Annotated in this window: 23 protein-coding genes; 11 read left to right on the top strand and 12 right to left on the bottom strand. The window is 67.3% G+C overall.

The window, feature by feature from the left end:
* Window positions 1-106: 106 nt before the first annotated feature.
* Genes edd through M2282_RS04995 form a run of 3 tightly spaced genes read left to right on the top strand, consistent with a single transcriptional unit; the run spans window position 107 to window position 3301 of the window.
* Complete coding sequence (gene edd, locus M2282_RS05005) at window positions 107-1939, top strand: phosphogluconate dehydratase (RefSeq protein WP_280807657.1); 1833 nt, start codon at window positions 107-109, stop codon at window positions 1937-1939.
* Complete coding sequence (gene eda / locus M2282_RS05000) at window positions 1930-2571, top strand: bifunctional 4-hydroxy-2-oxoglutarate aldolase/2-dehydro-3-deoxy-phosphogluconate aldolase (RefSeq protein ID WP_280807656.1); 642 nt, start codon at window positions 1930-1932, stop codon at window positions 2569-2571. The genes edd and eda overlap by 10 nt, the downstream gene beginning before the upstream one ends.
* Before the next feature lies 1 nt (window position 2572).
* Window positions 2573-3301: a haloacid dehalogenase type II gene (locus tag M2282_RS04995; protein WP_280807655.1), complete on the top strand. Its 729-nt coding sequence runs from the start codon at window positions 2573-2575 to the stop codon at window positions 3299-3301.
* Between the two features lie 82 nt (window positions 3302-3383).
* On the opposite strand, the gene gloA is transcribed toward M2282_RS04995, so the two are convergent.
* The 6 genes from gloA to M2282_RS04965 form a co-directional block, all read right to left on the bottom strand.
* Entirely contained in the window at window positions 3384-3797 is a 414-nt protein-coding gene (gloA, locus tag M2282_RS04990) for a lactoylglutathione lyase (RefSeq protein ID WP_042581080.1), read from the bottom strand.
* A gap of 64 nt (window positions 3798-3861) precedes the next feature.
* Window positions 3862-4542 carry a glutathione S-transferase family protein gene (locus tag M2282_RS04985; protein ID WP_280807654.1) on the bottom strand — a complete coding sequence of 227 codons (681 nt, stop codon included), beginning with the start codon at window positions 4540-4542 and terminating at the stop codon, window positions 3862-3864.
* Window positions 4543-4642: 100 nt separating this feature from the next.
* Window positions 4643-5326 carry an ABC transporter ATP-binding protein gene (locus M2282_RS04980; protein WP_280807653.1) on the bottom strand — a complete coding sequence of 228 codons (684 nt, stop codon included), beginning with the start codon at window positions 5324-5326 and terminating at the stop codon, window positions 4643-4645.
* Complete coding sequence (locus M2282_RS04975; RefSeq protein ID WP_280807652.1) at window positions 5323-6996, bottom strand: ABC transporter permease; 1674 nt, start codon at window positions 6994-6996, stop codon at window positions 5323-5325. The genes M2282_RS04980 and M2282_RS04975 overlap by 4 nt, the downstream gene beginning before the upstream one ends.
* A gap of 46 nt (window positions 6997-7042) precedes the next feature.
* Window positions 7043-8095: a Fe(3+) ABC transporter substrate-binding protein gene (locus tag M2282_RS04970; RefSeq protein WP_280807651.1), complete on the bottom strand. Its 1053-nt coding sequence runs from the start codon at window positions 8093-8095 to the stop codon at window positions 7043-7045.
* Window positions 8096-8228: 133 nt separating this feature from the next.
* Complete coding sequence (locus tag M2282_RS04965; protein ID WP_280807650.1) at window positions 8229-8777, bottom strand: PaaI family thioesterase; 549 nt, start codon at window positions 8775-8777, stop codon at window positions 8229-8231.
* A gap of 75 nt (window positions 8778-8852) precedes the next feature.
* On the opposite strand from M2282_RS04965, the gene M2282_RS04960 reads away from it, so the two are divergent.
* The 3 genes from M2282_RS04960 to M2282_RS04950 all read left to right on the top strand — a co-directional run bounded on the left by M2282_RS04960 (window position 8853) and on the right by M2282_RS04950 (window position 12166).
* Complete coding sequence (locus tag M2282_RS04960; protein ID WP_280807649.1) at window positions 8853-9308, top strand: MarR family winged helix-turn-helix transcriptional regulator; 456 nt, start codon at window positions 8853-8855, stop codon at window positions 9306-9308.
* Between the two features lie 91 nt (window positions 9309-9399).
* Complete coding sequence (locus M2282_RS04955) at window positions 9400-10719, top strand: MFS transporter (RefSeq protein WP_280807648.1); 1320 nt, start codon at window positions 9400-9402, stop codon at window positions 10717-10719.
* Between the two features lie 19 nt (window positions 10720-10738).
* Window positions 10739-12166 carry an MATE family efflux transporter gene (locus M2282_RS04950; protein WP_280807647.1) on the top strand — a complete coding sequence of 476 codons (1428 nt, stop codon included), beginning with the start codon at window positions 10739-10741 and terminating at the stop codon, window positions 12164-12166.
* Between the two features lie 58 nt (window positions 12167-12224).
* Here the strand turns inward: M2282_RS04950 and M2282_RS04945 are convergent, their stop codons facing one another.
* From M2282_RS04945 to M2282_RS04925, 5 genes are all read right to left on the bottom strand, one after another.
* A complete protein-coding gene (locus tag M2282_RS04945; protein ID WP_280807646.1) occupies window positions 12225-12542 on the bottom strand; it encodes a hypothetical protein in 318 nt (105 codons plus the stop codon).
* 219 nt (window positions 12543-12761) lie between these two features.
* Window positions 12762-13541, bottom strand: coding sequence for an aldolase (locus M2282_RS04940; protein WP_280807719.1), 780 nt, complete (start codon window positions 13539-13541; stop codon window positions 12762-12764).
* A 3-nt stretch (window positions 13542-13544) separates the two neighbouring features.
* Window positions 13545-14186 (bottom strand): 2-dehydro-3-deoxy-6-phosphogalactonate aldolase, encoded by a 642-nt coding sequence (locus tag M2282_RS04935; protein WP_280807645.1) that lies wholly within the window; start codon window positions 14184-14186, stop codon window positions 13545-13547.
* Window positions 14183-15097 carry a 2-dehydro-3-deoxygalactonokinase gene (locus M2282_RS04930; protein WP_280807644.1) on the bottom strand — a complete coding sequence of 305 codons (915 nt, stop codon included), beginning with the start codon at window positions 15095-15097 and terminating at the stop codon, window positions 14183-14185. Before M2282_RS04930 ends, M2282_RS04935 begins: the two co-directional genes overlap by 4 nt.
* Window position 15098: 1 nt before the next feature.
* Entirely contained in the window at window positions 15099-16835 is a 1737-nt protein-coding gene (locus M2282_RS04925; protein ID WP_280807643.1) for an IlvD/Edd family dehydratase, read from the bottom strand.
* Between the two features lie 151 nt (window positions 16836-16986).
* Between M2282_RS04925 and M2282_RS04920 the strand changes: the two genes are divergently transcribed.
* The 5 genes from M2282_RS04920 to M2282_RS04900 all read left to right on the top strand — a co-directional run bounded on the left by M2282_RS04920 (window position 16987) and on the right by M2282_RS04900 (window position 22083).
* The gene (locus M2282_RS04920; RefSeq protein ID WP_280807642.1) at window positions 16987-17730 is read left to right on the top strand and encodes a FadR/GntR family transcriptional regulator; all 744 of its coding nucleotides are present in this window, start codon (window positions 16987-16989) and stop codon (window positions 17728-17730) included.
* A 101-nt stretch (window positions 17731-17831) separates the two neighbouring features.
* Window positions 17832-19217: an ABC transporter substrate-binding protein gene (locus tag M2282_RS04915; RefSeq protein WP_280807641.1), complete on the top strand. Its 1386-nt coding sequence runs from the start codon at window positions 17832-17834 to the stop codon at window positions 19215-19217.
* Between the two features lie 52 nt (window positions 19218-19269).
* Entirely contained in the window at window positions 19270-20142 is an 873-nt protein-coding gene (locus tag M2282_RS04910) for a carbohydrate ABC transporter permease (RefSeq protein ID WP_280807640.1), read from the top strand.
* Window positions 20139-20990 (top strand): carbohydrate ABC transporter permease, encoded by an 852-nt coding sequence (locus M2282_RS04905; RefSeq protein ID WP_093058276.1) that lies wholly within the window; start codon window positions 20139-20141, stop codon window positions 20988-20990. Before M2282_RS04910 ends, M2282_RS04905 begins: the two co-directional genes overlap by 4 nt.
* A gap of 19 nt (window positions 20991-21009) precedes the next feature.
* Window positions 21010-22083 (top strand): ABC transporter ATP-binding protein, encoded by a 1074-nt coding sequence (locus M2282_RS04900; RefSeq protein WP_280807639.1) that lies wholly within the window; start codon window positions 21010-21012, stop codon window positions 22081-22083.
* 7 nt (window positions 22084-22090) lie between these two features.
* Here M2282_RS04900 and M2282_RS04895 read toward each other — a convergent pair whose 3' ends face one another.
* Complete coding sequence (locus tag M2282_RS04895; protein ID WP_280807638.1) at window positions 22091-23131, bottom strand: endonuclease/exonuclease/phosphatase family protein; 1041 nt, start codon at window positions 23129-23131, stop codon at window positions 22091-22093.
* Window positions 23132-23218 lie beyond the last annotated feature (87 nt).

The following is a 23218-nucleotide window of genomic DNA, read 5'->3' as shown; positions in this document are numbered from 1 at the left end:
TCGTATCGCTTGGCGCCCGGATTTCATCAGGACTTTGCGCCTGGCTTGGTACGATGAGTTCCAGGCCCACAGTCGCGCTTGCGACCCAGCAAGAGCCATCTACCCCATGAGCACACACCCCATCGTCCGCGACGTCGCCGATCGCATCCGCGAGCGCAGCCATGGCTTGCGCAGCACCTACCTCGCAAGGCTGGCCGAGATCCGCAACCGCGACCGCGGTGCCGACCGCATGGGCTGCGCCAACGTGGCGCACGCCGTGGCCGGCATCCCGGCAAACGACAAGTTCAGGGTGGTGACCGAGCGCGCGCCCAACATCGGCATCGTCACCGCCTACAACGACATGCTCTCGGCCCACGCGCCGTACCAGGGCTATCCGGACATCGTCAAGCAGGAGGCCCGGCGCCTGGGCGCCACGGCGCAGGTGGCCGGCGGCGTGCCTGCGATGTGCGACGGCGTCACGCAGGGCACGCCCGGCATGGAGCTGAGTCTCTTCAGCCGCGATGTCATCGCCATGAGCACCGCCATCGCACTCACGCACGACATGTTCGACGGCGCGCTGATGCTCGGCGTGTGCGACAAGATCGTGCCGGGCCTCTTGATCGGCGCATTGCACTTCGGCCACCTGCCGACCGTGTTCGTGCCCGCGGGCCCGATGCCTTCGGGCCTCTCGAACAATGCGAAGTCGAAGGTGCGTGAGCAGGCGGCACAGGGGCTCGTGGGCCGGCAGGGCCTGCTCGACGCCGAGATGGCGGCCTATCACACCGTGGGCACCTGCACCTTCTACGGCACCGCCAACAGCAACCAGATGCTGCTCGAGGCCATGGGCCTGCACGTGCCCGGCACGGCCTTCATCCAGCCCGGCGATGCGATGCGCGACACGCTCACGCGCGAGGCCGTGCGCACGGTGCTGGGCAAGGCGGGCGACAGCGCGTTCAGCTGCCCGCCCATCGGCGAGATGGTCGATGAGCGCTGCATCGTCAACGCCATGGCTGCGCTGCTGGCCACGGGCGGTTCCACCAACCACCTGATCCACTGGGTGGCGGTGGCCCGCGCCGCCGGCATCGTGATCGACTGGGACGATTTCTCCAAGCTCTCGGACATCATTCCGCTGCTGACCCGCGTGTACCCCAACGGCAGTGCCGACGTGAACGAGTTCCAGGCCGCGGGCGGTCCGGGCTTCGTCATCGGCGAACTCGTCGATGCGGGCCTGATGCACGCCGACGTGCTCACCGTGCGCGCCGGTGGCATCCGCGAATTCGCCAACATCCCGACCCTGGCCGAAGGCGGCGAGCAGCGCCTGACATGGACGCCTGCCGCCCCGTCGAAGAACGATGCGGTGGCACGCCCGGTGGCCGAGCCGTTCAGCGCCACCGGCGGCTTGAAGCTGCTGAGCGGCAACCTGGGCCGCAGCGTGATCAAGGTCTCTTCGGTGCCCGACGACCGCCACGTGATCGAAGCGCCCGCGCGCGTCTTCGACTCGCAGGCCGCCCTGCACAAGGCCTTCACCGCCGGCGAACTGGAGCGCGACGTGGTCTGCGTGGTGCGCTGGCAGGGCCCGCAGGCCAACGGCATGCCCGAACTGCACAAGCTCACCCCGCCGCTGTCGGTGCTGCAGGGCAAGGGCTTCCGCGTGGCGCTGGTCACCGACGGACGCATGAGCGGCGCGTCGGGCAAGATCCCGGCCGCCATCCACGTCTCGCCCGAGGCGGCTGCGGGCGGACCCCTTGCGAAGGTGCGCGACGGCGACCTGATCCGACTCGATTCGGTAGCGGGTACGCTCGCCGTGCTGCTGCCCGAAGACGAATGGGCCGCGCGCGAGACCGCGACGCTGCCCGAAGCGCAGCGCATCGCCGACGGACACGGCCTCGGCCGGGAGCTGTTCGCCGGCATGCGCCGCAATGCATTGACTGCCGAAGAAGGAGCCTGCTCATGGCTGTAAACGACAAACTCACCGCCCTCGACGTGATGCGCGATGCACCGGTCATCCCGGTCATCGTGCTCAACGACGTGAAAGACGCCATTCCGCTGGCGCGCGCATTGGTGGCCGGCGGCATCCGCATGCTCGAGGTCACGCTGCGCACACCGCAGGCGTTGCAGTGCATCGAGGCCATTGCCAGGGAAGTGCCTGAAGCCGTGGCCGGCGCCGGCACCATTCGCAGCGCGGCCGATGCGCAGGCCTCGGCGCTGGCGGGCGCGAAGTTCGGCGTGAGCCCGGGCTACACGCGCTCGGTCGGCAAGGCCTGCCACGACCTCGGCCTGCCGCTGTTGCCGGGCGTGGCGACGGGCAGCGAAATCATGATGGCGCAGGAAGACGGCTACACCGAACTCAAGTTCTTCCCGGCGCTGCAGGCAGGCGGCCTGCCGATGCTCAAGGCCTGGCAAGGACCGTTCGGCGACGTCACCTTCTGTCCCACGGGCGGCATCCATGCGGGCAATGCGGCCGAGTTCCTGGCGCTCTCGAACGTGGCCTGCGTGGGCGGCTCGTGGATCGTGCCGACCGACGCGATCCGCGACGGCGACTGGGCCCGCATCGAACAGCTGGCCCGCGCCGCGAGCCAGCTGTCACGTTGACATGAGCACCGCGTTCGACGCGAGCGACCTGAAGGTCATCGCGTTCGATGTGTTCGGCACCGTGGTCGACTGGCACAGCGGCATCGCGGCCGAAGTCGAACGCGTGCTGCCGGGCGTGGAAGGCGCGACCTTCGCGCTCGCATGGCGCGCCGGCTACCAGCCCGCGATGAAGGCGGTGATGGAGCGCATCGCAGCGGGAGAGGGCGGCTTCACGCTGCTCGACGAGCTGCACCTGAGCATGCTCGAACAGGTGCTGCGCGACTTCGACCTGAGCGATCGCCTCGACACCGCCGCCAAGCGCGACCTGAGCCGTGCCTGGCACCGCCTGCCCGCATGGCCCGATTCGGTGGACGGGCTCACCCGGCTCAAGAAGAAGTTCACCATCTGCACGCTCTCCAACGGCAACATCGGTTTGCTGACCGAGATGGCCAAGCGTGCGGGCCTGCCCTGGGATTGCGTGCTGTCGGCCGAGGTGTTCAAGGCCTACAAGCCCGACCCGCGCACCTACCTGGGCGTAGCGGGCGTGTTCGATGCCACGCCGGGGCAGGTGATGCTGGCCGCCGCGCATCACGATGACTTGGCCGCCGCACGCGTGTGCGGCCTCAAGACCGCCTACATCGAGCGGCCCCACGAGTTCGGCGTTGCCAAGCCCAAGGATGTTTCGCCGCAGCCCGACAACAGCCTGCATGCGCGCGACATCAACGAGCTGGCCGATCTGCTGGGCTGCTGATCAGGCTGTCGGGCGCTTTTCCACCGTGCGCGAGTTGCGCGCGGCGGCGCTCGACTTGTAGCGGGTCTTCGTCCGCAGCGCCTCAGCGCAGGCCGGCGCCTTCTGCGCTCTCGGCCCGCTGGATCAGTTCGATCTTGTAGCCATCGGGGTCCGTCACGAAGGCGATCACCGTCGTGCCGCCCTTGACCGGACCCGCCTCGCGCGTCACGTTGCCGCCCGCGGCCTTGATTTTTTCGCAGGCCGCATACGCATCGGGCACGCCGAGCGCGATGTGGCCGTAGGCGGTGCCCAGTTCGTAGCTCTCGGTGCCCCAGTTGTAGGTGAGCTCGATCTCGGCCTGGTCGGGGTTGCCCTTGTCGAAGCCGATGAAGGCCAGGCTGTACTTGTACTCGGGGTTCTCGGACGTGCGCAGCAGGTTCATGCCGAGCACCTTGGTGTAGAAGTCGATGGAGCGCTGGAGATTGCCAACGCGCAGCATGGTGTGAAGAAGTCGCATCTCGTGGTGCCGTGTAGTGATGGGAAAAGGGGAAGCCGCCATTGTCGGCTTCCCGCCGCGGCAATCAAGTTGCTGCGGTCAGCAGGTGGGACTCGTGGCGCTTGAGGAATTCCATCAGGTGCTGCGGATATTCGGGCACGACCGCATCGCGCACGCTCGGCCGGGCGGCCAGTGCCTTGCGCCAGGCGTCGACCTTGGGCAGCGCAGCGAAGATACGCGAATCGATGAGCGTGTCGAACACCTCGAAGTAGCGGAACACAGACGCGAACACCGCATCGACCAGGCTGAAGCTCTGGCCCGCGAAATAAGGGCCGGCGCCGAGCGCAGTCTCGACACGCTCGAACTTCGCGACCAGCGCGAGGCGCTTCTGCTCGAACACGGCCGCGTCCTGCGTGGTCTCGTAGCCCCAGAGGTCGGCGAGGATGGCCGAGCCAAACTCCATCCACGCGCGATGCTCGGCACGGGTGAGCGGGTCTTCGGGGTGCAGGCGCGCTCCGGGTTGGGTCTCTTCGAGGTACTCGCAGATCACGTTGCTCTCGAACAGCACGGCCTCGGTGCCGTCGGCGCGCTGCACCTTCAGCAGCGGCACCTTGCCGAGCGGCGAGATGTCGAGAAACCATTGGGGCTTGTTCGCCAGATCGATCACGATGCGCTCGAAGGGCACGCCTTTTTCACCGAGCGCGATGGCGGCGCGCTGGACGTAGGGGCACAGCAGGTGGCTGACGAGGGTGAGGGGTTGGGACATGGGCTTTTCCGTGTTCGGTTGTGTACTTGGATCGCCGCGATTCTTGCGGTCTCGAACAACCTTTTCCCGGAAAGCCCATTCGCTGTTTGGGCGCCTTGTGCTAGGGCACCGTGTCGAGCCAGTGCGTGATGCGCCCGTTGTGCATCACGCCGATACGGTCGGCCATCGCATGCGCCTCGGCCTCGTTGTGCGTGACGAGGATGGCGGTCTGGCCGGCCTGCTTCAGGATGCCGCGCACCTCGGCGGTGAGGCGTTCGCGCGTGGCACCGTCGAGGTTGGAAAAAGGTTCGTCGAGCAGCAGCAGCGCGGGCGAGGGCGCGAGCGCGCGGGCCAGCGCGATGCGTTGCTGCTGGCCGCCCGAGAGCTCGTGCGGATAGCGCTCGCCGGCATCGGCCAGGCCCACCAGCGCCAGCATCTCGGCCACGCGCGCCTGCTGGGCTGCGCGACCGAGGCGGCGCAGGCCGAAGGCAACGTTCTTCGCAGCCGAGAGATGCGGAAACAGCGCGTACTCCTGGAACATCATTCCCACGCGCCGCTGCTCGGGCGGCAGGTGCGAGCGGGCGGAAGAGAGCATCACCTCGTCGAGGCGGATCGTGCCCGCGCGCAACGGTTCGAAGCCCGCGATGGCGCGCAGCACCGTGGTCTTGCCGCAGCCCGAGGGGCCGAACAGGCAGGCGATGTCGCCGGCCGCGAGTGACAGCGAAAAATCGTCGACGACGGTGTGCAGACCGCGCGGCGTTTCATACGCGAGCTGGATCGATTCGATATGCAGCGGAGAACTCATGCGTGTTCCGGAACGGGCGCGACAGGCGTTGCGCCCAGTTGGTTGCGCGCCAGCAGCACCACCGGCAGCAGGCCGGCCAGCACGATGGCGAGCGCCGCGATCGCGCCTTCTTCGTAAGTGCCGCGCGCGGCCTCGGCGTAGAGCCAGGTGGCCAGGGTGTCGAAGTTGGCGGGGCGCAGCAGCAGCGTGGCGGGCAGTTCCTTCATCGCATCGACGAAGACCAGCAGCGCGCCCGCGGCAATGGCCGGCTGCAGCAGCGGCAGGTGCACGCGGCGCAGCGTGCCCGCGGTTGTTTCGCCGAGCAGGCGCGAGGCCTGCTCGATGGCGGGCGGAATGCGCGCGAGGCCGGCCTCGATGCCGCCGACCGGCATCGCGAGAAACCGGATCGCGCAGGCCACGACCAGCACGATGCCCGCGCCCATCAGCGGCAGGCCCTGCAGCCCGAAGGCTGTGGCGAGCGCGGCGTCGAAGGCCAGCGCCGGCGTGAGCAGGCCGATGGCGAGCACCGTGCCCGGCACCGCGTAGCCCAGCGTGGCGGCGCGTGCCTGCCAACGTGAGCGGTTGGGGCTCGTGCCCTGGCTGCGCGCCGCCCAGGCGACGATCAGTCCCGCAGCCACTGCGACCACGGTGACACCCGCGGCCAACGCGATCGTGTTGCCAAGGCTCGCGACCAACCCCTGCGAAATGCCGCCGCCCTGGCGCAGCCGCTTGGCGCTTTCCCAGACCAGGTAAATGGCCGGCGCGACGAAGCCGATCAGCACCGGCAACGCGGTGACGGCCGTCGCGACCCAGCCGGCGCCGCCGTGCAGGCGCCGCGGCTGCACGGCACGCATGCGCTGCGCCGAACCGAAGCGCTGGTGCTGACGGCCGTTGCGTTCGAGCCAGACCAGCGCCACCACCACGAACAGCATCGCGCAGGCGATCTGCGCTGCGCCCGCGAGGTCCGAGCGCGTGATCCACGTCGTGTAGACCGCCACCGTCAGCGTGTTCACGCCGAGGAATTCCGAGGCGCCGATGTCGTTGAGCGTTTCGAGCAGCGCAAGGCTCAGGCCCACCGCGAGGGCAGGGCGCGCGAGCGGCAGTGCCACGCGAAAGAACGCGCCGCGCCGGCTTTCGCCCAGCGTGCGCGCGGCTTCGAGCAGGTGCGCCGGTTGCGTCATGAACATCGCGCGCGCCGTCATGTAGACGTACGGATAGAGCACGAAGCCGAGCACGAAGATCGCACCCGGCATGGAGCGCAGATCGGGCAGGCGGAACTGGCGCGGGCTGTCGAAGCCCAGCACCCAGCGGATCGCGCCCTGCACCGGGCCGATGGGATGCAGCAGGTCGAGGTAGGCGAAGGCGACGATGTAGGTCGGCATCGCGAGCGGCAGCAGCAGCGCCCAGTGCAGCACGCCGCGTCCCGGAAAGTCATGCGCCGTCACGAGCCACGCGCAGCCGGTGCCGATCACCAGCACCAGCGTGCCGACACCGGCCAGCAGCAGGGCCGTGTTGAGCGCCGCCTGCGGCAGCACGTGCGCGAACAGCGGCCCCCAGTGCCCGATGCCGGAACCGAACGCGAGCCACAGGAGCGTGAGCACCGGCGCAAGCACGCCGATCGCGATGGCAAACGAGGCAAGGCGCCAGACCGGTCCTGTGGCTTGCAGGGCTGGCGGCTGGCGCCGTGTCATTTGCATTTTTCAGGCACCACCGGCACGGCGTGCCTGCTTGGGTCCATCACTGGTCGAAGCCGACCTTGTCCACGAGCGCGCTGGCCTGCTTGCGGTACTTGGCGATCTCGGTGAGCGGCAGAGGATCGACCTTCAATTCGCCGATGCTCTGGCCGATGATCGGATCGAGCGCCACGCCCTTGCGCACCGGGTACTCGTAGTTGGTCTGCGCATACAGCGCCTGCGCCGGCTCGGACACCAGGAACTCGATCAGCTTGACCGCGTTGGCGCGCTGCGGTGCATTCTTCGCCACCGAGGCGCCGCTGATGTTGACGTGCGTGCCGCCGCTTTTCGCGTTGGCGAAAGTCGGGCGAACCACCTTGATCGCATCGCCCCACTTGCGCGCGTCGGTGCCTTCCTTGGCGCTCTTCATCTGGCCGACGTAGTACGAGTTGGCGATGCCGATGTCGCAGATGCCGCCGAGGATGTCGCGCGCCACGTCGCGGTCGCCGCCCGTGGCCTTGCGCGCGAGGTTGGCCTTGACGCCGCGCAGCCACTGCTCGGCCTTGGCTTCGCCGTCGTGCGCGATCAGCGCTGCGACGAGGGCCGTGTTGTAGGGATGCTGGCCCGCGCGGATGCAGACCTTGCCCTTGTACTTCGGGTTGGCCAGGTCTTCGTAGCGGAAGCTGGTGAGCGGTTGCATCTTGTCGGCATACAGAACACGGGCGCGCAGCGAGAGCGCGAACCACTGGCCGTCGGCGCCGCGCAGGTTGGCCGGGATGGCCGATTCGAGCGCGGGCGATTTCACGGGCTGCGTCACGCCGCCATCGACGAGGTCCATCAGGTTGCCGATGTCCACCGTCATCAGCACGTCGGCCGGCGAGCGTGCGCCCTCGGCCTTCACCCGCTCCAGGAGCCCGTCTTTCACGAACACGGTATTGACCTTGATGTTGCTCTGCGCGCTGAAGGCGGAGATCAGCGGCTGGATCAACGCGGGCTCCCGCGTCGTGTAGAGCGTGAGTTCTTCGGCGGCGTGCGTGGGCAGGGCGGTGAGGGCGAGCCATGCAGTGGTGGCGCCGATCAGGGCGTGCGCAGCGCGGACGCGGGAGCGTTGGGTCATGAAAGATCCTCCAGTTCGATAGATGTTCTTGGGGAGACACCGGCGGGCCGGCCTGCGGCCGCCGATGCGAACAATTATCAAGACAGGAAAGAGGCAGGAGCCTTTTGGACTTACAAGCAGAAGGCCTACTGCGTCACCGGGCCGTTGGAATCTCGAACACCAAACACGTCGTCGTCGCATGCGCATACAGCGTGCCGTCCGCCCCGAAGAGCCTTGCCTCAGCCGTCGCGAGCTGCCTGCCGCAGTGGATCACCTTGCCCTCGGCGCGCACCCGCTGCACCTTCGGCGTGAGGCCCTTCACGTAGTTCACGCTCAGTTCGGCGGTCGTGTAGGCGCGGCCGGCCGGCATCATCGTGTGGACCGAGCAGCCCAGGGCCGAGTCGAGCATCGTGGCGACCCAGCCGCCGTGGATGGTGCCCAGCGGGTTCAAGTGCTGTGCGAGGGGCGTGCCCTGGAACACGGCGACGCCCTTGCTCACCGAGACGATCGTGAAGTCCAGCGTCTTGGCGATGGCCGCGTAGGGAATCTCGCCGTTCAGCATCGCCTGCATCACTTCGAGCCCGGTCTTGCCGGCGATCTGCTCGGGGCGGGCGAGTCCGGGGCCGGGGCCACCTTCGAGGCGGTCGGTGATCGCGCGTTCCTCGGCGATCCATGCGTCGAGCTGGCTGGTGGGTTGCGTCATGCCTGTACTGCTCCTGGGGGCTTTGAATGAGGTTGTGAATTGTATATGCAATAGTTGCACCTACAATCATCGCCCATGGACATTCAGACCAAGCCGCGCGGCTGCACCAGTTTCAAAGTACGACAGCTCATGCGTCGCCTGTCGACGCACTACGACGCCGAGGTGTCCAGGAGCGGCCTGAAGACCACGCAGTACTCGCTGCTGTCGAACCTCAAGCGGCTGGGCTCCTCCCGCCCGGTCGACCTTGCGAGCGAGCTCAAGATGACTGCTTCCACCTTGAGCCGCAACCTGCAGCCGCTGATCGCCGCGGGCTGGATTGCGCAAAGCGCCGGTGCCGATGCGCGCAGCCTCCTGGTGGCGCTCACGCCCGAAGGCGAGGCCAAGTGGCGCGAAGCGCAGCACCACTGGAAGACCGCGCAGCAGAAGCTCAATGCGCTGCTGGGCGTGGAGCGCGTGCTGGCGCTGCACCAGCTCATCGACGAGTCGCTCGAACTGCTGGGCGCGGACGAAGCCGCAGACCTTCAGGACTGAAGCACACCACCCACACGACACAGCCGCGCGATCGCAACGCGGACCGGATTTCCTTTCCTCCTCCACATCTCATTCCAACAGCCGAGGCCCCATGTTCGCCACCCAAGTTTCCGCATGGCTGCAGCGCCGCGGCATCCACTACGGATGGATCGTCGCCGCCATCACCTTCCTGACCATGCTGACGATGTCGGCCGCATTGGGCCTGCCGGGCGCGATGCTGCAACCGCTGGGCAAGGAGTTCGGCTGGAGCACCGAGCAGATCTCGTCGGCGCTCGCACTGCGCTTCGCGCTCTTCGGCCTCATGGGCCCGTTCGCCGCGGTGCTGATGGAACGCTACGGCCTGCGCGCGGTGATCTGTACCGGGCTCGCGCTGGTCGGCATGGGCATGGCGCTGGTCACCATGGCCTCGCAGCTGTGGCAGCTCTTCGTGCTCTGGAGCCTGATGCTGGGCCTGGGCACCGGCATGACGGCACTGGTGCTCGGCGCGGTGGTGGCCAACCGCTGGTTCGTCGCGCGCCGCGGGCTGGTCATCGGCATGCTCACCGCCAGCTCGGCGACGGGGCAACTGGCCTTCCTGCCGTTCGCGGCCTGGATGATCGAGCACTGGGGCTGGCGCTCGGCCATCGTGCCGATCGTGATCGGCAGCGTGCTGATCGCCGTGCTCGCGCTGTGCCTCGTGCGCAACCGGCCGTCCGACGTTGGCCTGCTACCCTACGGCGAAAAGCCCGGCACCCAACCAGCCGCACCGGCCGCGCCCGTGGCGATGATGAATTTCGCCACGCCGTTCCGCGTGCTGAAGGAGGTGGCGACCAACCGCACCTTCCTGATCCTGGCCGGCACCTTCTTCATCTGCGGCCTCAGCACCAACGGCCTCGTGCAGACGCACTTCATCTCGCTGTGCGGCGACAACGGCATGGGCGCGGTGCCGGCGGCCTCGGTGCTTGCGATGATGGGCGCCTTCGACTTCGTGGGCACCATTCTTTCGGGCTGGCTCTCGGACCGCTACGACAACCGCAAGCTGCTCTTCTGGTACTACGGCCTTCGCGGCCTGTCGCTGTTCTGGCTGCCGCACTCCGAATTCACCATCTACGGGCTGGGCCTCTTCGCGATGTTCTACGGCCTCGACTGGATCGCCACCGTGCCGCCGACCGTCAAACTCGCCGGCGCCACCTTCGGCCCGGCCAAGGTGGGCCTCGTGTTCGGCTGGATCTTTGCCGCGCACCAGCTGGGCGCCGCCACGGCCGCATACGGCGCGGGCTTCGCGCGCACGCTGCTGCTGACCTACACGCCGGCGCTGTACGCAGCCGGTGCCGCCTGCCTCGTCGCGGCGGTGATCGTGATGATGATCCGCCGCCCGGCTGCAAAGGCCGGCACCCCAGTGACGCCCGCCGCGGCAGGCGCGCGCGCCTGATGATCGGGACGCTCCAGCCATGACCACCTCCGCGACCTCGGCCAACGCCGAACTCGATCCGCGCACCCGCCTGCTGCTGGAGGCGCCCATCGTCCCCACGCTGCTGCGCCTGGCCGCCCCCAATGTGCTCGTGATGGTGGCGCAGGCCTCCGTCGGGCTCATCGAGACCTACTTCGTCGGCAAGCTCGGCACCGATGCGCTCGCAGGCATGGCGCTGGTGTTCCCGATCGTGATGCTGATGCAGATGACCTCCAGCGGCGCGATGGGTGGCGGCATCGCCTCGTCGATCGCCCGCGCGCTCGGCGCACGCCGCCGCGACAACGCCGATGCGCTGGTGTGGCATGCGGTCGTCATCGCGCTCGGCTTCGGCCTGTTCTTTTCGCTGGCGCTCCTGGCCGGCGGACGCTGGCTCTACGGAATCATGGGCGGCACGGGCGCCTCGCTCGATGCCGCACTGACGTACTCGAACTGGGTGTTCGCGGGTGCTGTGCTGGTGTGGCTCTTCAACTCGCTCTCGGCCATCATCCGCGGCACCGGCAACATGGCGGTGCCGGCCAACGTCACGGTGGTGGGCGTGGTGTTCCTCATTCCGGCATCGCCGCTTCTCATCTTCGGCTGGGGGCCGATTCCGGGCATGGGCATCGCTGGCGGCGCGATGGCGCTGTTGCTGTACTACCTGCTGGGCTCCATTGCGCTGATCATTTACCTGCGCTCGCCGCGCAGCCTGCTCAAGCCGACGCTGTCGGCGCTGAAGCTGCAGTGGCCGATGTTCCGCGACATCCTCCGCATCGGGCTCGTGGGTGCGGTGTCGACGGTGGCGACCAATCTGTCGATCGGCATCGCGACAGCGCTCACCGGCCACTTCGGCTCGGGCGCGCTGGCCGGCTACGGCACGGCGTCGCGGCTGGAATACCTGCTGGTGCCGCTGGTGTTCGGCCTGGGCGCGCCGCTGGTCGCAATGGTCGGCACCTGCATGGGCGCGGGGCAGCGCGAACGCGCGCTGCGCGCCACCTGGGCCGGCGCGGCGCTGGCCTTCGCGCTGACCGAAACCATCGGCCTCGCGGCCGCGTTATTCCCGCGTCCGTGGCTGCTGCTGTTCGGCAACGACCCCGCGATGCTGGAGACCGGCGCGCACTACCTGCGCGTGGTGGGGCCGCTCTACGGCTTCTTCGGCGTGGGACTGGTCCTGTACTTCGCTTCGCAGGGCGCGGGACGCCTGATGTGGCCGGTGCTCGGCAATATCGCGCGGCTCGCGGTGGCGGGCACGGGCGGCTGGCTTGCGCTGCGCTGGGGTGGCGGTCTCACCGGCGTGTTCGCGGCGCAGGGCGTGGCGCTGGTGGTGTACGGCATCGTGATCGCCTCGGCGATTGCAGGCGGCGCCTGGTTCGGCCGCGTGGGCTGGCCGCGCACGCCCACTGGATTGCTGCGCCGCGTGGCGCAGGCCTGAGCGCGCTCGGCATCCCTCAAGGAAAAACCCGGGCGCTCGGCCCGGGTTTCTTCATCGATCAGTTGCGGTACGGATTGTTGGGCCGGCGGTCGTAGCGGTTGGGCACGCCGTCTCCATCGTTGTCCCGGCGGCCGCCGTAGTGGCGGCGGTCATCCCAGCGGCGGCCATGGTCGTAGCGACGGCCATCGCGGTGGTAGCCGGGGTGAAAGTGGCGCGGAGGCGGCGGCGCGTAGTAGCGGCGCGGTGGCGGCGGTGCGGGCACCACGTACACCTGGGCCTGGATGAAGCGGCCGCCGGTCTGGGCCTGCGCCGGTGCGCTGAGTGCAGCCAGCGACATCAAGGCGGCTGCGGCGACTGCAAAAGTGAGCTTTTTCATTTCAACTCCCGTGGAGTGGTTGGAAGCCTCATCGTCGCCGCCCTGTGTGAACCTTGTGTAAGGCTGAGGCGAAATCGGATGAAGAGCTGTAAGCAGCCCGTAGACGCGTGACGTCCAGTGGGCATGCCACCCATGCTAATGCGTGGTGCGCCCGCCGGGCGCTGTCGCGGGTGTGCCGTTGGTTGTAGGCCGGGAGGCCGTGTGCTTGTCCGCGCGCGCTCAGGCGCGCGGGGCGGGCAGCATGCGGCGCAGCGCCTCGAAGAACAGGTCCGACTGCTCGCGCTCGCCCTGGATCTGCGCCGCCATATGCGCGGCCAGCTTCGCATCGACGGGCACCAGCGGCCGCCCGGTCGATTGCGCGATCACCTGGTGCAGGCACGCACGTTCGAGGTAGTAGAGGTCGTCGTAGGCATGCGCGATGTTGGAGCCCGCCACGATCACGCCGTGGTTCGCGAGGAACGCGACATCCTTGCCGGCCATTGCACGGGCAATGCGCTCGCCCTCGGCATCGTCGAGCGCCAGGCCGTTGTAGACCGCGTCGATCGCGATGCGGTTCATGTAGCGCATCGCGTTCTGGCTGGCGGTCGGATCGAGCGCGCGGTCGACCGTGATGGTGAGCGCGGTGGCGTAAGGCATGTGGCAGTGCAGCACGACCGCATGCCCGGTGAGCCTGTGCACCGCGCCGTGGATGAAGAGGGCGGTCGGCTCCACCCGATGGCGGCCGGCCAGCACTTCGCCGTGCACGTCGATCAACACGATGTCGTCGGGGCCGATCTCGCTCCAGTGCAGGCCGCGCGGATTGATCAGGTAGCGGTCCTGCGCGCCCGGCACCATCACGCTGAAGTGGTTGCAGACCCCTTCGGACAGCCCGTGGTGGGCGGCGGCGCGCAAGGCCAGCGAGAGGTCTTCCCGCAGCTTGCTGACGGCGGGGCTGGCGTAGTCGGATTCTGCGGACATCGGGTCTCCTTCTTTTTTCTTGTGAACAGCGAGGCGCTGGATGGATCAGGCGTGCGTGGTGCCCGTCCAGGCCGCGACGAACTTCTGCGCATCCTCGCGCACGGCCGGGGCCTGCTTGCCGGGCTTGTAGAGCGCGGAGCCGATGCCGAAGCCGGCCGCACCGGCCGTGCGCCACTCGGCCATGTTCAGCGGCGTGATGCCACCCACGGGCATCACCGGCGTGCCGGTGGGGAGCACGGCGAGCAATGCCTTCACCACTGCGGGCGACGCCAGTTCGGCGGGAAACAACTTGAGCCCGGTGGCACCGGCTGCCAGCGCCCCGAAGGCCTCGGTCGGCGTCACCACGCCGGGGAGGCAGACCATGCCGAGCTTCACGGCCTCGGCGATGACCGCGGCGTTGAAGTTGGGCGAAACGATCAGTTCGCCGCCGGCCGCATGCACGTCGCGCACCTGCTGCGCATCGAGCACCGTGCCTGCGCCCACCAGCGCCTCTGGAAAGCGCGCGCGCATGAGCGCGATGCTGTCCAGCGGCTGCGGCGAATTGAGCGGCACCTCGAGCAGCCGGAAGCCGGGCTCGACGATGGCATCGCCGACGTCCGCGGCCTCGGCGGGAGAGAGGCCGCGAAGGATGGCCACGAGCGGCAGTTCGCGCATCGCGGCGTTGAATTTTTCGAGGGGCGTGGTCATGGCTGAGTTCTGTTGCTGTCTGCTGCAAGAAAGCCGGACAGCGCATGCAGTCCGGCCCAGGTGGCTTCGGCGCCCAGCGTGCGCGTGGCAACGCCGGCGGCGCGCAGCGCCAGGGTGTAGCGCTCGGTGAGCACCGGCGAGCCGATCAGCACCACCTCGCCGACCGCGTGCAGCGACTGGGTGCGAAGCTCTTCGCCGATCAGCAGGCCCGAGAGGTAGCTCGACAGCTCTTCCTTCGGCATGCGCTCGAACAGCGCAAGCGTGCGTGTGCCGAAGGCGTTGTGCAGCAGGCCGTGGCCGTTCTCGGATTGCGTCACGCCCTGAAGGAACGCCGCTTCGTCGAGCGGCGCGGCGGCATCGAGCGTACGCGCGAGGATCGAATGCTGGCTCAGCAGTGCGTAGAACTCGCCCGTCATGCAGGTTCGAAAGCCTGCAACGCGGCCTTTGCTGACGGTGGCCCACTTGTTGTGGGTGCCCGGCAGCACGAAGAGGCCGTCGCTCGCACCGGTGAGCGACATGGCGCCGAAGATCTGCACCTCCTCGCCACGCATCACGTCGGGCACGCCGTCGTGTTCGTCGCTGAGGCCGGGCACGATGGCGATGCGCGCACCGGGAACCGCGTCGATGTGGATGATCTTGCGCCCCACTTCGACACGGCCCGCCGGGCAGGCACAGTACGGCGCCTCGACCCAGCCCTGCTTGCTGCCGGCCATGCCGGAGATGAGGCAGTGCGCCCCTTCCAGGCGCATCCAGTCGCCGAACAGCGCGTCGAAGACCGCGGGGAATCCGCCGTCGGGCACCTTGAGGATGCCGCGCGCATCGCTGCGCTCTTCGAGTACCTTGCCGTCGGCGTCCAGCAGGGCGCCGCGCAGCGAACTCGTGCCCCAGTCGATTGCTACCAGTCTTGTCATCTCAGTGATTGTCGCGCGGCACGAAAGCCCCGCGCCGGCCGCGCAGGAAAGCCAGGTCGGCGCCCTGGTCGGCCTGCAGCACCGTGTCGACGTAGAGCTTCCAGTAGCCCGAGTCGAGCGGCGCTCTCGGCGCGACCCACTTCTCGCGGCGCTTCGCCAGCTCTTCGTCGCTCACATGCAGGTGCAGTTTGCGGTTGGGTACATCGAGTTCGACGATGTCGCCGTTCTGCACCAGCGCCAGCGGCCCGCCGGCTGCCGCCTCGGGCGCGGTGTGCAGCACCACCGTGCCGTAGGCCGTGCCGCTCATGCGCGCATCGCTGATGCGGACCATGTCGGTGATACCGCGGCGCAGCACCTTCGGCGGCAGCGGCATGTTGCCGGCTTCGGCCATGCCGGGGTAGCCCTTGGGGCCGCAGTTCTTGAGCACCATGATGCAGTGCTCGTCGATGTCCAGGTCTTCGTCATCGATGCGCCTGTGCAGGTCGTCGGCGCTCTCGAACACCACCGCGCGGCCCTTGTGCACCAGCAGCTCGGGCGTGGCCGCGCTCGGCTTGATGATCGCGCCGTTGGGCGCGAGGTTGCCGCGCAGCACGCAGATGCCGGCCTTCTCCTTGAAGGGCTCGGCCAGGGGACGGATGACCTGCGGGCCGTAGTTCTCGGCGTCCTTCACGTTGTCCCACAGGCTCTGGCCGGTGACGGTGAGGATGTCCTTGTGCAGGTGCTGGGCGATCTCCTTGATGACCACCGGCAGGCCGCCCGCATAGCAGAAGTCTTCCATCAGGTACTGGCCCGAGGGCTGCAGGTTCACCAGGCAGGGCAGCTCGGAGGCGAGACGGTCGAAGTCGTCGAGCGTGAGGTCCACGCCGATGCGGCCCGCAATGGCCAGCAGATGGATCACGAGATTGGTCGAGCCGCCCACGGCCGCGTTGACCTTGATCGCGTTCTCGATCGCCTGGCGCGTGAGGATCTTCGACATGTTCATGTCTTCATGCACCATGTCCACGATGCGCCGGCCCGCCTGGCGCGCCAGCACGTTGCGGCGCCCATCGACGGCAGGGTAGGCCGCATTGCCCGGCAGGCCAATGCCGAGCGCTTCGACCATGCAGGCCATGGTGCTCGCGGTGCCCATCGTCATGCAGTGGCCGTGGCTGCGATGCATGCAGCTCTCGGCCTCGAAGAAGTCCTGCAGCTTGAGCGTGCCGGCGCGCACCTGCTCGCTCATCTGCCACACGCCGGTGCCCGAGCCCAGTTCCTGTCCGCGCCACTTGCCCGAGAGCATCGGGCCGCCCGAGACGCCGATGGTCGGCAGGTCGACGCTGGCCGCGCCCATCATCAGCGCGGGCGTGGTCTTGTCGCAGCCCATGAGCAGCACCACGCCGTCGAGCGGATTGCCGCGAATGCTTTCTTCCACGTCCATGCTCGCGAGGTTGCGATACAGCATGGCGGTGGGGCGCAGCAGCGTCTCGCCGAGCGACATCACCGGGAACTCGAGCGGGAAGCCGCCGGCCTCGTACACGCCGATCTTCACCTGCTCGGCGAGCGTGCGGAAATGCGAGTTGCAGGGCGTGAGTTCGCTGAAGGTGTTGCAGATGCCGATGACCGGGCGACCATCGAATTGATCGTGCGGAACGCCCTTGCCCTTCATCCAGCTCCGGTAGATGAAGCCGTCGCGATCGTGGCGGCCGAACCATTGTTGGCTGCGCAGTTCGCTCGCCTTTTTCCTGGGGGAATTGCTCATCGGGTTTGTCTCCGTCGTTGCCGATTTCGACGGCCAACCTCAGGGTTTGTCCTGCCGAATCGCGTTTTCAATCATCATATGATAAGTGTGAAGAAACGCACGGAGACTTGATGTTTTCGACCTCCGGGATACCAAATTCCACATCGCATCCATGATCAAGAACATCCACGGTCGCACGCTCGAACTGCTCGGCGAAGCCATCGTGGCAGGTCGTTATGCGATCGGTGCGTCCATACCCTCCGAGCCGGTCCTGGGTGAAGAACTCGGCGTGAGCCGCACCGTGGTGCGCGAGGCCATCAAGTCGCTCGCGGCCAAGGGATTGATCGTCACCGGGCCCAAGGTCGGCACGCGTGTGCTGCCGCAGGACAAGTGGAACTGGTTCGATCCCGACGTCATCACCTGGCAGTCGCGCGCCGGGCTCACGCCCGAATTCCTGCGCGACCTGCAGGACCTGCGCCGCGTGGTGGAGCCGGCGGCCGTGCGGCTCGCGGCCGAGCGCGCCGATCGCAAGGACATCGATGAAATCGAACAAGCCTATGCCGGCATGAAAGAGGCCATCGAGAACGGCGGCGACTACGTCACCTTCGACCTGCGCTTTCACAACGGCCTCCTGAGCGCCGCGCGCAACCGCATGCTGGCCCAGATGAGCAAGGCGCTGAGCGCGCTGCTGCGCACCAGCTTCGAGATATCGACCGCCAAGCCCGACGGCCCCGCACTCTCGCTGCCGATGCACCGCGCGGTGCTCGATGCAGTGATCGCGCACCAGCCGGCCCGGGCCGAGCGCGCGATCATCCGCCTCATCGACAGTGCGCGCCAGGACATCGAAGACGTGCTCGGCTCCAGCCGGCGCCTGCCAAGACTGAACAGACCACCGCCGAGGCTGAAGGCCAGCTAGCTGGCCAGCCCGTCGCAGCCTCAGGCAACGGCCCGCACTTCAACCCTGTTTTTACCCACGCTCGCCCGGCGAGCATTTCCACCCAAGAAGAAGGAGACAGCATGAGAGTCGTGAAATCGCTGATAGCGCCGACGTTGGTCGCGCTGGGGCTGCTGGCATCGGCGGGCCCCGCCGCCGCGCAGGAGAAGCTCACCGTCTGGTGGGTCAAGGGCTTCTACAAGGCGGAGGACGAAGCGCTCTTCGCCGCCATCAAGAAGTTCGAGGACAAGAACAAGAACGTGAAGATCGAGCTGTCGCAGTACCCGATCCAGGACATGATTCCCAAGACCGTGTCCGCGCTCGACTCGGGCAGCCCGCCCGACGTGGCCTATGCCGACGTGTACGACTTCCAGGTCACCGGCAAATGGGCCTACGACGGCAAGCTCGAAGACATCGGCAGCGTGCTCGCACCCATGAAGGACCGCTTCGCGCCCAACACGCTCGAGACGACGTTCCTCTACAACGAGCAGACGAAGAAGAAGGCGTACTACGCGTTCCCGATCAAGCAGCAGACGATGCACATCGAGTACTGGAACGACATGCTGACGGAGGCCGGTTTCAAGGAGTCCGACATTCCCACCACCTGGAAGGACTACTGGTCGTTCTGGTGCGAGAAGGTCCAGCCCGCCAGCCGCAAGGCCAGCGGCAAGCGTACCTTCGGCATCGGCATGCCGATGGGCGTGGATTCGAGCGACGCGTTCTATTCGTTCCTGACCTTCATGGACGCCTACAACGTCAAGCTGGTGGACGACAACGGCAAGTTGCTGGTCGACGACCCGAAGGTGCGCGCCGGCCTGATCAGCGCCGTGACCGACTACACCAAGCCCTACCTCACGGGCTGCACGCCGCCCTCGTCGACGAGCTGGAAGGACCCGGACAACAACGTCGCGTTCCACAACAAGACGACCGTGATGACGCACAACGCGACCATCTCGATCGCCGCCAAGTGGCTCGACGATTCCAACAACGCCACGCTCACGCCCGAGCAGCGCGAGGAAGCCCGCAAGAACTACACCGAGCGCATCCACACCGCCGGCTTTCCGAACAAGCCCGACGGCAGCAAGATGGTCTACCGCAGCGCGGTGAAGACCGGCGTGGTGTTCAAGGACGCGAAGAACAAGGCGCGCGCCAAGGAGTTCGTGGCCTTCCTCATGCAGGAGGAAAACCTCACGCCGTACGTCGAGGGTTCGCTGGGCCGCTGGTTCCCGGTCACCAAGGCCGGGCAGGCGAGCGAGTTCTGGAAGGCCGACCGGCATCGCCTGTCGGTGTTCAACCAGTACGCCGCCGGCACCGTGACCTTCGAATTCACCAAGAACTACAAGTTCACCGTGCTCAACAACGAGAACGTCTGGGCCAAGGCGATGAGCCGCGTGGTCACCGACAAAGTGCCGGTGGACAAGGCGGTCGACGAGATGATCGCGCGCATCAAGACGGTGGCGGCGCAGTAAGCCGCACGCGGGCACCAACCACACCCACACCAGCTTTCATGGGGCGAACTGCATGAGCACAACCACCGTCGCGCCGGCTCCGGCGCCTGTTGCCAATCTCGGGGCGCGTCACGCGCGCTGGCAGTTCTGGGGCGCTGTGATGGTCGTGCCCTACCTGCTGGTGTTCGTGGTGTTCGTGCTCTACCCGGTGGGGTACGGGCTCTGGCTCGCGCGCCATCCGCAAAGCTATGTGAAGCTGGTCGAAGACCCGATCTTCTTCCGCTCGGTGATCAACACGGCCATCTTCCTGGTCGTGGCGATCAACCTGAAGATGATCGTGGCGCTCGTGCTCTCGGGCTTCTTCGTGACCTCGCGCTGGTGGATCAAGATCGTCTCGGCGATCTTCATCCTGCCGTGGGCGATGCCGTCGATTCCCACCATCCTGTCGATCCGCTTCATGCTCAACCCCGAGTGGGGCGTGATCAACAGCACCATCTTCCGCCTGACCGGGGCCGACGGCCCCAACTGGCTCAACGACCCCTCGCTGGCGCTGGCCTTCGCGATGCTGGTCCACATCTGGAAGTCGCTGCCGTTCTGGACGCTGATCCTGGTGGCGGGGCGGCTGGCCATTCCCACTGAACAGTACGAGGCGGCCTCGGTGGACGGCGCCTCGACGTGGCAGAAGTTCCGCTTCGTGAGCTGGCCCGCGCTCAAGACGCTTTACATCACCTCGACCATCCTCTCGATGATCTGGACGCTGGGCGACTTCAACAGCGTCTACCTGCTGACCGGCGGCGGACCTGCCGACCTGACGCATGTGCTCGCCACGCTGGGCATCCGCTACCTGCGGCTCGACCAGGTCGACCTGTCGATGGCTTCGATCGTGGTGGCGCTGCCGCTGGTGCTGCCCCTCGTTTACTTCATGATGAAGAGGCTCTCGAAATGAAGCGCTGGACCCCCAAGGCCGTCGCGACCGAGGCCAAGCTGCTGCTCATCGGCATTCCGGTGCTGCTGTGGACGCTGATCCCGGTCTACCACATGGTGCTCTTCGCGATCTCGTCGAAGGACTCCGCGACCTCGGGCCACCTGTGGCCCAAGAACCCGACGCTGGACAACTTCCGCATCGTGTTCCAGCAGAAGCACTTCTACCTCGACCACTTCTGGCTGCAGCTGTGGAACTCGTTGTTGATCGCGGTGTCGGTGGGCGCGATCACGCTCTTCGTCGCGACCACCGCGGCGTTCGCGATCAGCCGGCTGCGCGTGCGCGGCGGGCGCACGGTGATGAACCTGGCGCTCTTCACCTACTTCATTCCCGCGGCCTTCCTCGCGGTGCCCATGTACAAGACCATGGGCAACTACGGCCTCTTGAACAGCCAGTGGGCGTTGATCCTCGCGATGGTGACCATTGCCTCGCCGTACTGCATCTGGGTGCTGAAGCAGGCGTCGGACAAGCTGCCCTACGAACTCGACGAAGCCGCGCGCATGGACGGCGCCTCGCCGCTGCAGCTGTTCCGCCTCGTGTACCTGCCGCTGATGGTGCCGTCGCTCGTGGCCGTGGGCACGTACTCGCTGCTGCTGGCGTGGAACGAGTACCTCTATGCCTTCCTGCTGCTGTCGAACGACAAGAGCGTGACGCTGGCGGTGGCCCTGGGCAACTTCCTCTCGGCCGACGATTCGCCGTGGGAATTGCTGATGGCCACCGGCCTTATCTACGCGCTGCCGCCGGCGGCGATCTATTACGCCTTCAAGCGCTACATGGTCGGCGGGCTGACTGCCGGCGCCGTCAAGAGCTGAACGATTTCAGGAACAACACATGGCATCCGTATCTTTTCGCAATATCCAGAAATCCTTCGGCAAGGTCCAGATCATCCAGGGCCTGAGCTTCGACATCACCGACGGTGAGTTCGTGGTGCTGGTCGGGCCTTCGGGCTGCGGCAAGTCGACCTTGCTGCGCATGCTCGCGGGCCTCGAAGACATCAGCGGCGGCGAGATCATGATCGACGGCCGCGTGGTCAACGACCTCGAGTCGAAGGACCGCGACATCGCGATGGTGTTCCAGAGCTACGCGCTCTATCCGCACATGACGGTGGGCGAGAACATGGGCTTCAGCCTGCGCCTTCGCAACGCCGAGAAGTCGGTGACCGACGAGCGCGTGATGCGCGCCGCGAAGATCCTGAACCTCGATGCGTTGCTCGGGCGCTATCCGCGCGAGCTCTCGGGCGGACAGCGCCAGCGCGTGGCGATGGGCCGAGCGATCGTGCGCGACCCGAAGGTGTTCCTGTTCGACGAACCGCTCTCGAATCTGGACGCCAAGCTGCGCGTGGCAATGCGTGCCGAGATCAAGGCGCTGCACCAGCGCCTGAAGACCACCACGGTCTACGTGACGCACGATCAGATCGAGGCCATGACCATGGCCGACCGCATCGTGGTGATGCATGACGGCATCGTCGAGCAGATCGGCACGCCGCTGGACCTGTACGACCGGCCCGACAACCTGTTCGTCGCGCAGTTCATCGGCTCGCCGTCGATGAACGTGATCGAGGGCACGGTGCGGCGCTCGGGCGGCGAGTGCCATGTCGAGGCGCATGGCGCGCGCTGGCCGGTGCCGGCGGGCACCTCGGCGGCCGACGGCCAGCCGGTGCACTACGGCATCCGGCCGGGCGACATCACGCTGGGCGCGCCGGGCAGCGGTGTCGACGCGCAGGTGATCGTGGTCGAGCCCACGGGCGCCGAAACCGAACTGCTGGTGCAGGTCGGCGAAGCCAAGCTGGTGCTGGCCGTGCATGGCCGCGTCGATGCCAGGCCCGACGAAACCGTGGGCCTGGCCATCGACCTCGAGGCCGTGCACCTGTTCGACCGGCAGACCGGCAAGCGCATGGGGCGCTGAGCGCGCTTCAGGCCGTGCGCAGCCGCAGCAGGGCGCGCACGAAGCCGTGGTCCGAGCGCGTGCGGTCGCGCCCTTCGTGCAGATGGTCGTTGAAGTAGTCGACCCGCCGCACGTCGCCCAGGCTGTGCCGGCTGCTGGCGATGAACTCCTCGCTCACCAGGATCTGGTCGAGCACGTCCGGAAAGCCCTGGTGGATGTGCGAATAGGCCACGTCCTTCTTCAACGCCGACTCGCCCTGCATCTCGTAGGCATTGAACAGCGCCACGTCGCGCGCCGCCTTGTCGTAGGCCACTTCGGACGTGGCGGCCACCAGCTGCGTGGTCACGCTGTGCGGGTTGTCGTTGAAGTCGCCCATCACCACCAGCGGCGTGTTCGTGTCCTGCAACAGGTCGATGACGATGCAGCGCAGGGCCGCAGCCTCCGCGCCGCGCATCAGCAGCGAACGCAGCGAGGCCATCACGCCCACCTTGCGGTCGTCTCGGTCTTCCAGGTGGTTGCCTTGCGCGTCCTGGAGGAACTTGGGGCGCTTGGACTTCAGGTGCACGGTCAGTATGTGCACCTGCTGGCCGTGCTTCATCCGCAGCGTGGCGAGAAGGGGCGGGCGCTCGAAGCGGGTGTGTGGGCCGAGGCCCGGCACGTCCACGCCGAAGCCCAGCGGAAAGTCGATGAAGGACTGGACGTTGTCCACCTGCAGGCGCGTGGCGATGCCCACACGCGGCGTGCCCTGCGCGCCTGGTCTCGCTGGCGTGCCCGGCGGGCTCCCGGGCGGCGGCGTGTTCTCGGCACCGGGCACTGACACGAAGTCATAGCGCAGGCCGCTGCGCGCGATGGCCGCCTTGAGCGCCGCCTCGTCCCACACCTCCTGCACCGCCAGCACGTCGGCGTTGAGCGCATGGAAGCGCTCGCCGATCCAGTCGATCTTTCGCTCGTACTCGCGCTCGTTGTAGGCGTCCTGGTTCTCGTAGTACACCCGGTCGGGGTTCGCGAGGTTGAGCAGGTTGCAGGTGGCTACGAAGAGGGTGGCGTAGTTGGGGGGGATGTATTGCATGGAAACACGATTGTGTCCCGGGTTAGGATTCCTGAGGGAAGCGCCGCCCGCCATGTCATCCGACGCCGGGGCCGGCCGCAAAGACAA

Origin of the sequence: Variovorax boronicumulans, assembly GCF_029892485.1 — a bacterium.
Classification (GTDB): Bacteria; Pseudomonadota; Gammaproteobacteria; order Burkholderiales; family Burkholderiaceae_C; genus Variovorax; species Variovorax boronicumulans_B.
This window is presented reverse-complemented; position numbering and strand designations above follow the sequence as displayed.